At 42.3% G+C, this 13,993-nt stretch carries 4 protein-coding genes; all 4 read left to right on the plus strand.

Features of this window, described 5'->3' with window-relative positions:
* Window positions 1-9 precede the first annotated feature (9 nt).
* The 4 genes from AC3G2T_RS17410 to AC3G2T_RS17425 all read left to right on the plus strand — a co-directional run bounded on the left by AC3G2T_RS17410 (window position 10) and on the right by AC3G2T_RS17425 (window position 13,988).
* On the plus strand, window positions 10-9,255 hold the full coding sequence (locus AC3G2T_RS17410) for an SDR family NAD(P)-dependent oxidoreductase (RefSeq protein ID WP_474681250.1): 9,246 nt from the start codon (window positions 10-12) through the stop codon (window positions 9,253-9,255).
* A gap of 113 nt (window positions 9,256-9,368) precedes the next feature.
* On the plus strand, window positions 9,369-11,156 hold the full coding sequence (locus tag AC3G2T_RS17415) for an ABC transporter ATP-binding protein (RefSeq protein ID WP_488436325.1): 1,788 nt from the start codon (window positions 9,369-9,371) through the stop codon (window positions 11,154-11,156).
* Window positions 11,157-11,199: 43 nt separating this feature from the next.
* Window positions 11,200-13,044: an ABC transporter ATP-binding protein gene (locus AC3G2T_RS17420; RefSeq protein ID WP_488436326.1), complete on the plus strand. Its 1,845-nt coding sequence runs from the start codon at window positions 11,200-11,202 to the stop codon at window positions 13,042-13,044.
* Between the two features lie 38 nt (window positions 13,045-13,082).
* Window positions 13,083-13,988: an ACP S-malonyltransferase gene (locus tag AC3G2T_RS17425; RefSeq protein WP_488436327.1), complete on the plus strand. Its 906-nt coding sequence runs from the start codon at window positions 13,083-13,085 to the stop codon at window positions 13,986-13,988.
* Window positions 13,989-13,993: the final 5 nt, after the last annotated feature.

A 13,993-nucleotide genomic window follows, 5' to 3' on the forward strand; every position in this document is an offset into this window, starting at 1 on the left:
GATCATGTCATGAAAAATAACCATATCGATCATTCGCCTTATAAAGAAGATGATATAGCGGTTATTGGCATAGGATTGCAAATAGCCGGCACCAACAATCTGGATGAATTTTGGGAAGTTTTTGAAAATAATATAGACCTCATCAGGGATCTTCCGCAAGGCCGCCAAGATGATTTGCAAGAGCTTGCCCACATCTATACGTTGATGATGCCGAATTCCAACAGTAAAATATCATACAACAAGGCTGGATATTTGGAGCGTATAGACGAATTCGACTATGAGTTTTTCAAACTCCCGCCTATAGAGGCACAAGTCATGGATCCTATACAACGGATATTGCTGCAGACCATTTTCCATGCATTCGACGATGCTGGCTACACATCGGAAATGTTGAACGGTTCCAAAACCGGTATTTTTATCGGTTATACCCCTGGCTCTACGAAAGATAATTATTCCACGAATATTTTCCATAATAATCCTGAATTGATCAAGTATTCAAATGTAGGCAATATGCCTTGCATGGTGCCTTCCCGCGCATCGTACCTATTAAATTTGAAAGGGCCGACGATGGTTATTGACTCCGCGTGTTCTTCATCTCTGGTGGCCATTCATGATGCATGCGTAAGCATCAAAAATGGCACATGTTCCATGGCGATCGCCGGCGGCATCAGACTGCATTCGTTTCCAATTGCCTATGATGATATGAATGTAGGCTTTGAAACGGATGATAGTAAAACCAGAACCTTTGACAATACGGCCAGCGGAGCGGCAATAGGAGAAGGATCTGCGGTTGTTTTATTGAAATCGTTAAAAGCAGCGGAACAAGACAAAGATCATATTTATGCGGTAATCAAGGGCAGCGCGATTAATAATGATGGCGCGTCTGCAAGCATTACGGCTCCAAATCCCGCCGCTCAGGCCAATGTTATTTTGGATGCCCTGCAGTCGTCCGGAATTTCCCCTGAAGAGATCGACTATATTGAGACGCACGGCACGGCAACCGCGCTTGGAGATCCGATTGAATTTCGAGGTCTTACGAGCGCATTTGAGAAGTATACGGATAAAAGGCAATTCTGCGGATTGAGCTCATCGAAAAGCAATATCGGACATTTATATGAAGCTGCCGGAGTTGCTTCTTTTATTAAGGCGCTTGCCGCCATTAAGAATAAAAAGATACCGGGAGCAAGCCACTTCAACATTCCTAACCTAAAGATTGATTTTTGTGATTCTCCCTTCTACATAAACACTACTACGAAAGACTGGAATAAGAATGGCTTAAGGGTTTGCGGGGTCAGCGCCTTTGGCATCAGCGGTACAAATTGTCATGTTATTGTGCAGGAATATGAAAATAACCTTGAGGATCTGCAACTGACCGGACAGCATGTACTCGGAATTTCGGCAAAGTCATCCGAAAGCTTGGTTTCTTTGTGCAAACAATACAAAGAATATTTGGAAAAAAGTGATGTTGATGCGAATCTTTTTGCCGTTAATGCAAATTTGTACAGAACCCATTACGCCAAAAGACTGGCTGTCGTATTTTCCAATCGAAATGACTTGGTTGGCACTTTACATCGGTTGGCCGACTGCGATCCAAGCGAATGGAACCGTCTGCCGGGAGTGTACTACGACCATGAGCACACATCGCAACAAATTGATTATGGTCAAGTTCGATCGGCGGTAAAGCGCTGCAATGCCAACATCGCCACCTGTTTGGCAGGCAATCCAACCGATGTTTTGCACGATGAAATCCGTTCCGATTTTGAATTTATAGCTAGTGTATACAGTTATGGTGCTAAATTAGACTGGAGCTCGCTCTACAAAGGGTTCGAACCCAGACATATCACAATTCCCCCTTACCCTTTTAAGAGAAGCCGTTGCTGGCTGCCCAAGAAGGAGAAAAAGAAAAACTGGAACGAATTGGCGGACCAATTGAATGCCCTTAAATATAATAGCGAAGCCATCCCTTTCTCTCCTGCCTCTATCCCTGCTTCTTCCGATTTGTTTTACAAAAGAATCTTTGTGGAAGCGCAACCGATTGAGAAGAACGTTGAGCTGGGAAGATGCTTGTTCATTCACCTGTCAGATGATTCTGTTGAACAGCTGTACGAAGGTTTGCAGCAGCGTTTTTTTGACGTAGAGCGGATTTCCATAGATACTGCGGAAGCGAAGAGGATCGGTCTTGAAAAATATTTTGGACAGCTGTATAGGAGAATCTCCTTTAAGGATCTTTCGCACATTGTAATTGCCGATTTGTTTGGCACAAAAGAAGATTGGCTCCCGGAAGAATTGCTCCATATGCAAAACGTGATGTTATTAGGCATTGTAGGCCTATACCGCGAATTTTCAAATTACGAGAATCTTTTAAAAGTCGTTCCTGTCCTGAACAATTGTTTCCGGGTTACAGGGGAAGAGGCTTATTTGAACCCGAATGGTTCGCCCGTTTTCGGCCTGTGCAAATCCTTTAATCGTATGTTTAAAAATATTGCTTCATGCTGTATTGACAAGGACCCTGGCACGAGTTGGATTAGGATCGTCGATGAAATTTGTTCTGTCTCCAAAGAGGATATTGTGGCTTACCGCAATAATAAACGTTTCTGCGAGGGCCTGCAGGAAGCGGAAATCGCCGCGGACAGCAAGCAGCTCGTGGTTAAAGATCAAGGAGTGTACTTGATAAGCGGCGGGTTGGGTGGAATAGGCTCTGAAACTGCAATGGAAATAGCCGGTCGGGCCAAATCGGTTTCTATCATTCTTGTTGGCCGCACGCCGCTGCCCGAACAATCGGAATGGGATTCGATACTGCGAAGCCATCCGGGAAGCGATTTGGCGGAGAAGATTGAGCGGCTTCGCTTGCTCAAAGCTAAAGCTGGGCATGTGGATTATTTCGCCCTGGATATTGCGGATGCCGATGCGCTGCAATCTGTTATTCGCACAGTACATGCGAAGTATGGGAAGCTTAACGGAATCGTCCACAGTGCAGGGATCAGCGGAGGCATTACGTTCGAACAGCTGAACGAAGAGCATTTCACAAATATACTAAAGCCCAAGGTGATAGGGACTTATAATCTGGACCATGCTACAAGAGATCAGAACCTGGATTTCTTTCTTATGTTCTCAAGTATTTCCACTATTTTTAGCAGTGCCGATCTGCCGGGTTATATCGCAGGGAATATTTATTTGGATAGCTATAGCGAATACCGCAATAAAGCAACCGGAAGCAAAAGCATTACCGTAAACTGGGCTACGTGGTCGGAAATAGGGATGGCAGTCAAGTCCAACTTTACAATTGATACGTTATTTCAGACTATAAAGATCAAAGAAGCCATCGGCGCGTTGTTTACGGTGCTGCAAAACGATAGCGGTTCTGTTGTAATAGCTCGCTTAAATCTGAAAGACAAAATTTCTATGCTGTTAAAGACGTACCCCATGCAGTTATCTCCCCGAATTTTGGAGGCTTTGCATGCGGAGACTTATGATAACGCTGGTTCCGCAAAATCGAATCCTGCCATCCATAGTGAAACATATGCAAATGTAGAAGAAACTCTTATTAGAGTATGCTGCAAAAATCTGGGCTATGAAGATATTCAGGTTCATCAAAATTTCTTTGAATTGGGTGCCAATTCGATCTTGTTATCGATTATTTATAAAGATCTGAATGAGCTGTTTCCCGGGATTTTGCAGGTAACCGACCTGTTCTCCTATCCGACTGTCAGTTTATTGGCAGAACATATCAGCAATAAAATAGCTCAGGGTGGTGCTGCTGCACAACCGGAAAGCGAAGAGACTGAGTTTAAGGTGACTGAACCCGCTTTTCTAGAACCTGTCTTTATAGAGGCGCATGGTGCTGCGCCCAGCCCAGTCAATTTGAATCCTGTTAAAGCTGCTTCCAGGGAAGCTATGTCTGTGGAGAACGATGACGGCAGTGTCGCCATTATCGGTGTTGGATTAGAGCTTCCGGCCTGCAACAACTTAGATAGTTATTGGGAAGTTCTAGTTAATGGGATTAACGTTGTCCGCGATATCCCGGCCGAACGATCCGTTGATATCACGAATCATCTGCTTTCCCGGGAATTTGACGAAAGTCGCATTCGATTTCGGAAATGCGGGTATTTAGATGAAGTTAACAAATTCGATCACGCTTTTTTCGGGATATCGCCTCGTGATGCCGCGCTGCTTGATCCGGTCTTGCGAATCTTTTTGCAGTGCTGTTCCAATGCAATTGATGATGCCGGCTATGGCGCGGACGGTGTGAAAGGCACGAATACCGGGATATTCCTCGGGTATACGGCCAATCTTGGAAATGCATATAACAGACTCTTGTATGAAGTCGATCCAAAGCTGTTCAATGATGCTTTGCCGATTGGCCAGGTCAGTATGACAGCCAGCAGAGCCGCGTATGTATTTGATTTAAAAGGCCCCAGTATGGTCATCGATACAGCTTGTTCGTCGTCCCTGGTTGCGCTGCATATGGCGTGTGAGCAGATTCGATTCGGCAAATGTGAAATGGCACTGGCAGGAGGGGCATCCCTTATGGCCATTCCTCTTGACGATGGAAGCGGCGTAGGCTTCGAATCCCCGGAAGAAAAAACACGGGCATTTTCCGATCATGCAAGCGGATCGGCTATAGCGGAAGGGGTTGGGGTCGTTTTACTCAAATCACTGAAGAAGGCTCAGCAAGACGGCGACTCCATTTATGCTGTTATTAAAGGAAGTGCGATTAATCAGGATGGGAGCTCCTTCGGGATTGCCGCGCCAAATTACCTGGCACAATCCGAAGCCATTAAACAGGCATGGCACGATGCCGGTGTGACGGCAGCCGATATCAGCTATATGGAAGCCCATGGCACAGGTACTCAGCTTGGCGATCCCATTGAGATTAGAGGAATTCGTCACGCGTTTGAAACCTTTACCGAGCATAAACAAATTTGTGGCGTAGGTTCTGTTAAAACCAATTTGGGGCACGCCAATGAAGCCGCGGGTATGTGCGGACTGTTCAAATGCATATTAACGCTCCAAAACAAACTCATACCGCCAACCCTCCATTTTCAATCGCCAAACCCAAATATCGACTTTATTAATTCTCCATTATACATTGTGGATAAAGTGACCCCGCTTAAGGCAAAAGGGGATAAGGCGATCATCGGGATCAGCGGTTTTGGAATGAGCGGCACAAATGCTCACATTATTCTGGAAGAAGCGCCGAAAGCCGTTAACGCAAATGCCGGCAGCGGCAAACAGTCCCTAATTTTTACAGTGTCGGCCAAAACGGAACAGGCAGTTTTTCAATTAATCGACCGGTACAGATCTTATTTGCTTGAACATAAGAATGAGAACCTTCTGGATTTAACCTGCACGCTGAATATTGGAAGAAAGCATTACTCACATCGGTTAGCCTTTATTTATCATAATCAAAATGAGCTGGTAAGCAAGCTGACAGAACTAACTCATTGCGAATCGTTCCATGAGATAAAACATGATTGGTGTTATGCTGGCCATTATTCGATTGTTCCCGAGAGCAAGAAGGAAAAATATTCCTATGAGATTACTTCTAAGGAACAGCAAAAGCTAACGGAAGAAGCAAACCGTTACTGCGCAAATATAGGAAATCAAAATGACTCCGGTTTGCAGGCAATTTGCAACTGCTATATCAAAGGGGCAAACATCGCATGGGGAGTTTTGTATAACGAACCCTATCGGAAGCTCCATCTGCCCACCTATCCCTATGCTAGACATCATGCCTGGTACCAAATCCCGGCGAAGGACAGGAAGATCGGCGCGGAGAAAAGCACAGAGGAAAGTTTATACGATCATTTCTTCCACCATAAAAGATGGGTCGTTCAAGATAAGAGTGCTATCAAAATGCCCCAAAAAGACGAAGTCTGCGTGATCGTCCACTGCGACAACAAGGGGAATTTCATCCTTTCGCAAAGGTTAAGGGAAAAAGGGGTAAGAGTCGTTGAAGTTTTTGCCGCGCATGATTCCTTTTGCCAAATAGATAAGGATACGTATCAGATTGAAAACAATGTCGACCAGTTCAAGGAATTATTTTCGCAGCTATCCGATATGAAAATCTGTAAAATTGTTCATATGGGCGCTTATCGGGATAAAGAGCCTAAAAACGCCGATGAATTATACGGGGAATTCGAATATGGCTTTTTCAATGCTGTGAACTTGGTAAAAGGTCTTGTAAAGGCCCGTCTTGACCAAGATATTAAGCTTGTGCTCGTCGCCTCAAATGCAAGTCGGATATTCGGGCAAGAACAGCGAACCCTGCCTCACAGCGCGACAGTCCTGAGCCTTGGCAAGATTATTGAGCAAGAGAACCCAAGTATAAGCTGTCGTGCGATCGATACGGATATGGAAACAACCATCGATCACATTGCGGATCAGCTTTTTGCAGACCACAACATGTATTTGGTTGGTTTGCGCCAAGGACAAAGTTATATTGAGGAGTTCGATGCGGTAGATGTTAAACCGGAAACTGCAAATCGGATTGTCAATGGAGGGACCTATATAATTACGGGCGGCACCTCCGGAATTGGCGTGCAAAATGCAAAGCTGTTTAGCCGGCAAGCCAATTGCAATCTGATTCTTCTAAGCAGAAAAGGGTTTCCTGATGAATCGCTATGGGAAAGTTACCAAGAGAAAGAGGGATATAGGGACAATATTAAAGACTTCAAAGAGATAAAAATGAATGGCTCTGCACTAGAATTTATCAAGTGTGATATCAGTAAAGCGGACGATGTGCAGAACATGCTGGAATCCGTACGTGCAAAGTATAAACAAATAAACGGCATCGTTCATTGCGCCGGGGTAGTCGAACCGAGTTTCATTCTACGGAAATCAAAAGAAAGTTACATGTCCGTATTCGCTCCAAAAGTGCTGGGGACCTGGAACTTGGATAAATTTACGCAGCAGGATCAGTTGGATTTCATATTGCTGCATTCATCCAATGTTACTGATGCAGGTGAACCGGGACAAAGCTGTTATATGGCCGCAAACGCATTTTTGGATTCCTATACGGATTACTTGAATGCGCAAGGCAGGAATACTTATACGGTCAACTGGGTTGCTTGGAAAGAAACGGGGATGGCTCATCATACAGGCACTAATGTAGACACGGTCACTAAAGCCATATCCAACCAAGAAGCGACGAATGCCCTTAACCAACTGCTCAGAAGTAAACCGCAGCGTGTTGTGATCGGTCAGTTTAACGAAAAGGTTGACATGGTATCCTTTTTGAGGAATAGCCGTCATGCAGTGGCTCCAAGTTTTACAGCGAAAATCTTTAAATTTACTTACAAAAGACAGGTTGACGAGGTTGCAGCGGCAAAGAATGCCGTTATGGCAGCGCCTCCGACCATTTTGCAAGAGAAGAGCCATGTCAGCAGTTCCGGCAAGGAAATCAAATTGACTGGAAATGTGGAAGACCGTTACACGCCTGTCGAGAAGCAAATCGGAAAAGTTTATTGCGACATTTTGGGGTATGAAGAAGCCGATATTTATGAGGGATTCTTCGAAATGGGCGGCGACTCCATTCTCCTTACGGAAATGCATGATACCATTAACAAGCTGTATCCCAATATTGTCAAGATTGCGGATTTATTCGAATTTGATTCCATTCACAGTCTAGCCGAATATATTTCGAAACGAATCAAAAAAGAAGAAATTCCAGAAAAAGTTGAACCGGCAAATGCAAAGGAGATCAAACTGAAAGGAAATATCGAGGGAGTTTATTCGCCCGTCGAAAAGAAGATCGGTGAAGTGTACTGTACGATTCTAGGGTATGATGAAGTGGATATTTATGAAGGCTTTTTTGAAATGGGCGGCGATTCCATTCTCCTTACAGAAATGCACGATATTATTAATAAGCTGTATCCGAATATAGTCAAAATCGCTGATTTGTTTGAATTTGATTCTATCCAAAGCCTCTCCGCGTACATTGCTTCCCGCAAAGAAAAAATGGAAAACGCCAAAAAGGCCGAAGATTCAGACAGGAATCAAAAAGAACAAACGGCGAGTGCTGCTTATTATGATATGAGCAATCCACAAGAAAGGATTTATTTTGATTATCGGCTAGCGCACAATAAAAATGTCTATAATATCGGGTTCGTATCGGACAAATCAGGAGATGAGTACGAGGATTTAGTTATTAATGCAAACAAATTTATTGGCCAGTTCGACATGTTAAGAACGACTTTTAAAACGGTAAACAAAAAATTGGTGCAGGTCGTCAATCCGATGAAGCCCATCGAAATTCAACGAGTGAAAGTCGATTCAGCGGCGAATATTGACTATACGAAATACCTGAAAACGTTCAAGCTCAGCGAGTACCCGTTGTTTAATCTGACTCTGTTTGAGGCTCCTGATAAAAAACTGTTATTCTTTGATTTCCACCATATTCTGCTGGACGGGTATTCTACAACTATTCTTCAGGAACATATGGAGGCCTTTGGAACGAATGACTTACCCGGCAACCCTCTATGCCCTTATTCGAAGTATGTTGAGTTTGAAAAGATTTTCTATACTTCCAATGAGTACAAAGACATGGGCAATTATTGGAAAGACCAGCTTAGCGGATTTGATTTTACAAATCCATTCGAAAGCAAGCAAGCAGACGAACATGCTTATGGGCATACTTCAATCGAATTAAGTTCGGAGCTTGCCGATGCGATGTTGGAGTTTGCCAAGTCAAGAAAGACCACGATTTTTAATATCTTCTTAGGCGTATATATGCTGTCGCTTGCCCAAATTACAAAAAAGAAAGATATTTCGATTCTTACGCCTGTGTTAAACAGATATGTACCGGAATTTAAACATTCGATAGGCGTCTTTACAAACCTGATTCCAATCAGAGTAGAATTGCAGCCCGAACAGTCGTTAGACGACTATATGAAAAATGTGACGAAAACAACGATAGGAGGACTTAAAAATCAATTTTATCAGTACAACCATCTAATTGGGGATTTAAAAAGCTCAAAACCTGAGTTCTTCTTTTATATGGATTTCGAAGATAACTCATTGAAAAAGTACAGAAGCACGGAGGACATCCCGTACGCTGTCAATATTCCAAAGTTTACGTTGGATCTGGAGATTAAGAACTTTAATCAAATCTATCATGTTTCCGCCTCATATAAAAAGAATTATGTAGACGATGCAGAAGCAGCGGCGATTCTTGATTTGCTGGTAAAAAATTTAGCGGAAAATTTCCGGAATGACAAATTTCATCAAACCTTGGACACCTTCCTCGATCAATGATTGGACTAAATGACTTGACGAGCTCCTTACAAGGGGGAACATACAGGGAAAGTTCCTGCATGTTCCCAAGGGCTCGATTTGATGGGGCCCACGCTTATTAGGAGGCTGACTGAGTGAAGATTAGAATCGTAAAGAATCTGATAAGTTTGTTTAAATTGGTGTTTATAAATAATAAATTTTACTTACTCGTTTCTTTTATACATATTGTCTGTAATGCTGTTGCGCCTTTTATTACAATCATCTACTTTAAATATTTAATTGATGCTATTCAATTTGACCACGGACTGCTTTATATATGTAAAATTACTCTGGCGATGCTCATTGCTAATCTTGTTGTAACGAATGCTCAGATTTATACTAAAAGCGCAACGACGCTGCATTCCAAATGGCTGCTCGTTCCGCTGACTGCAATGTTTTGCAAGAAATCGATTGATATGGACTATAAATACACAGAAGATCAATCCATTATTCAGGAGATGAATCGGGCTTCTTTTGTACTCGCAAATGGCGATAATTTGGAAAGGTATTTAGCGGCGGTAAACGGCATTTTTATTGCTATCGCACAATTGGGTTTTATTACTTATTTAGCGTCGCTGTTAAATCCATTCATGATCATCATCGTATTGGCAGTTTCCCTTATAAATACGTTTATCAGCTTAAAGATACAAAATAAGAATTATCAAATTCACAGAGAAGCTTTACCCATCGACAGGAAATGGCGTTACATTATTAATCTCGCTACCGAGCTAAAGTTTGCGAAGGAAATAAGATTATTCGGATTGAAAGATTTTGTTACCCGAAAAGGAGATGAAAACAGAAATGAATATTTCTCGTTTTTTGATAGAACAATCAAAAATGAAAGGAAGGGACTGCTGGGCAGTACATTTATAAATATAACCCAGGAGATCACAATCCTCGTTATTCTTGTGTTTTCGGTCATTTTCAAAGGACTGACTATAGGGAACTTCATTGTTCTGATGAACGGGATCAGACAATTCAGCGATAGCTTTCGGGCATTGTTCGACCATATCGTGAATCTATACAACATAAACAATTATATTGACGATTTCTTTGTTTTTTTGGGACGTAGAAGCGAACTTAGGGAGAGTTCAAAAAAAATAAAAATAGAACCGGGGAGTCCGCCAGGGAAGTTTGAGCTTATCGATGTTTCTTTTCATTACCCCAATAACCCCAGGTTGATTGTGAAAAATATTAATTTGACCATTGAGCCCGGCGAGTGTCTTGTAATCGTAGGCGAAAACGGAGCGGGTAAAACAACCTTGATCAAGCTTCTGATGCGGCTGTACGACGTAACGTCCGGAGCTATACTCTATAACGGCATTAATATAAAAGATTACGACTATGACAGCTATATGGACGCCTTATCGACCGTCTTTCAGGACTTTAAAATTTTTGCAATCAGTGTATACGAAAATATTACTTTTAAAGATAAGACCGAATATGACCCTCTTGTTCATTCTTTACTTAGTCAAAACAATCTGTCGGAAAAAATTCAGTCTCTTCTTTATCGGGAAAGAACCATTTTATCAAGAAGGTTTGATAGTGACGGTGTAGAGCTTTCAGGAGGACAAGCCCAAAAGCTGGCTTTTTGCCGAGCGATGTACAAGAACAGTCCTGTTTTGATTTTGGATGAGCCAAGCGCCAGTTTGTCTCCGATCGCCGAAAACGAAATGTATATTACATTCTCAAAAATAATAAAGGACAAGACGACCATCTTTATCTCGCATCGTTTGAGCAGTTCGTCCATTAGCGATAAAATTTGTGTGCTTGATGACGGGGAAATTGTGGAATACGGAACGCACAAGGAACTCTTGAATAAAAATGGCCTATATCAAGGTATGTACGAAATACAGTCACGCTACTACAAAGAAATTCTATAGACAATGTCATCATGTCACACTAGTTGGAGCGGAGGGAAGCTGCTTGGGGAAATTACTTGATAGAACGAAAGAGATGATACGGTATTTTTGGAATATCTATCTTCTGTACAGGAAGATAGGGTCATTTGATAAAATTTACATTTTGAATAGTGTGTTCATTGTAGGGGTGAGAGCGATTCATCCCTTTAACAGTGTTTTTTTCTTAAAATGGATTGTAGATGAATTAACCGGACAAGCAAGATGGACACATACACTCTTGTATGTAGGTCTGATGTGTCTCATTGAACTATCGCTGCGTTCCATAGACGGCGTGTTTTGGACATACGAGCAAAAGAAAATCCTGCGATTTAAGACAATCTTTCTAGAAGAAATCAATTTGAAAACAATGAGTTTATCCTATCAGCAAATTGAAGACCCCAAGATTATCGATAACAGGCAAAAAGCGATGGAAATTTTTTATCCCGGGCAAGCTCATTTTATGGATTTGAAAAATACAATCATCGATTCCAAGCAGCTCTTTGCCAATACACTGCAGCTTTTTGGCGTTATTAGCATTCTTCTAACGTTTGGACCTTATGTTTTTATCGTATTGTTATTCACCTATTTTGTTAGTGTGATCCTGAATACGATTGCGGCAGACAAAGAATTCCAAGTATGGAGCCATTCCTTGGTGAATATCGGCCGCAGAATCGGTTATTTTCAGGAGCTTTCCACTGACTTTGCTTATGCCAAAGAAATGAGGATTAATAAATTAGGCCAGTGGATCGTCGACAAGATGCATTATTATTTCAATTATATGAAGAGAGATGTAACGAAAGCCGTTCATGCATTTACTTTAATGAGCATCCTTTCGAATACGTTACAAGTACTCATAAATGGAGCCGTTTATTTTTATATCGGATGGCTTGCTTTCCACAAAGTTATTTCGCTGTCGGAGATTGTGGTTTATATTACCAGCTTAGGTGTTTTCGTGGCCGCTCTATTCGGTATATCAGCTTGCATCATCTCCCTTCAAAAGGCCGGAATGCATCTTTCAACCTATTTTGCCTATTTGAAAACAATCACATCGAATGAATTGGGTCAAACAGATGCCGGATATATTTCCGATTACAGATTGGATTCCGCTCAGCTTGAAATCGAATTTGTTGATGTGTGGTTTAAATACCCGGAGCAAGATCATTACACCATAAAAAATTTAAACCTGACGATCTTTGCCAATGAGAAATTGGCAATTGTAGGCGAAAACGGCGCGGGTAAAACAACACTGATCAAGCTGTTGTTAAGGTTCTATAGGCCGACGAAAGGGCAGATTTTCATGAATGGGATCGACATTCATCGCATCACCCTTGACGATTATATGAAAAATATTACAGCCGTGTTTCAGGACTTCAACATATTAAACTTTTCACTTCTGGATAATATTGTGTTTGATAAAAAATATAATGAGGAAGAAATTACGGAGATCATTGACAATCTGAATTTGAATAAAACCGTTGAGAATTCGCCGAAGCATATGCATACGGAGCTTGGACGTCTTTTTAATCAGGATGGAATCGAGTTATCAGGCGGGCAGCAGCAGAAGCTGGCCATTGCTCGAGCGCTGTTTAAAAATTGTTCGCTCATTATTTTGGATGAACCCACCGCGATGCTTTCACCAAAGGCGGAATATGAGATCTATTCCAATTTTGCCGGACTTACCAAAGATAAAACAACCGTCTATATTTCCCACCGCATGTCCAGCTGCCGATTCTGCAATCGTATCGCAGTTATGAAATTGGGCGAGATGGTCGAGTTGGGGAATCATGGGCAGCTGATGAATGAGCAGGGCGAATATTACAAGCTGTACACAACGCAAGCGGAATTTTATAAAAACTTAGAGGTTTCTTAACAGTCAGTAAGTCTTAATTCATAAGAGGTGAGTCAGTCATGGTTAATAGAGGGAAGGCCGCATGTCTCTTTGGGGGGCAAGGTTCACAACATATTGGTATGGGAAAAGATTTTTATGATCTGGATGACGACTGCCGTCAATTATTTAAAACTTCCAGCAGCGTAATGGGCTACGATATGGCTGAGTTGTGTTTCTACGGACAAGAAGAAACATTCGCTCAGGAAATCTACTCTCTGCCCAGCATGTTGGTGATTGATTTATGTGCCTTCACAGTGGCTATCAAGCGGGGATATGCTTTTCAGGCATTAGCAGGCTTCTCGCTTGGTGAATACGCTGCATTAGCAGCTGCGCAAGTCGTCTCGACACGCGACGCGTTTGAGCTTGTAAAGCAGCTGATCATAGCTTCGGAATCGGATTTGAAAGACGACTCCTATGGCATGGCTGCTGTGAACATGTCGGCGGAAATGTGCGAGCTTATTTGCGCTTCGGTTCAAAATGGCTACGTCAGACTGGCAAATTACAATTCGAAAAATCAAGTTACTATAGCCGGCAACATGAAGGGACTGGACGCTTTTCGCAGGATTGCACAGGAAATGGATGTGAAGGTGATCCCAATAAAAGTAAATCGACCCTATCATTGCAGCCTTATGGAGCCTGCTGCGAACATTTATAGCAATGAAATAAAAAACATCAAGTTCACCGAACCTGCCATTCCCATATATTTAAATGTAAACGGCGAAGCAGAGACAAATGCAGCCGAAATAAAATCAAAAGTAGTGAAACAATTATATTCACCTGTTTTATGGACGAAAACATTGGAGAATTTGCGTTTGGCCGGCTTCGAGTACTACGTTGAATGCGGGCTAAATAGTGTATTGTCCCGGATGGCTAGAGATACGTTGGGAGTCGAAAGGGAAAAGACTGTATTTGTAAGAACAAGCTAATTTAA

The organism is Paenibacillus sp. sgz302191 (genome assembly GCF_057749925.1).

What these genes read in the sequence shown, in the direction of transcription:
- AC3G2T_RS17410 (WP_474681250.1), top strand. Translation starts at nt 10, where the DNA reads ATGAAAAATAACCATATCGATCATTCGCCTTATAAAGAAGATGATATA.
- AC3G2T_RS17425 (WP_488436327.1), top strand. Translation starts at nt 13,083, where the DNA reads ATGGTTAATAGAGGGAAGGCCGCATGTCTCTTTGGGGGGCAAGGTTCA.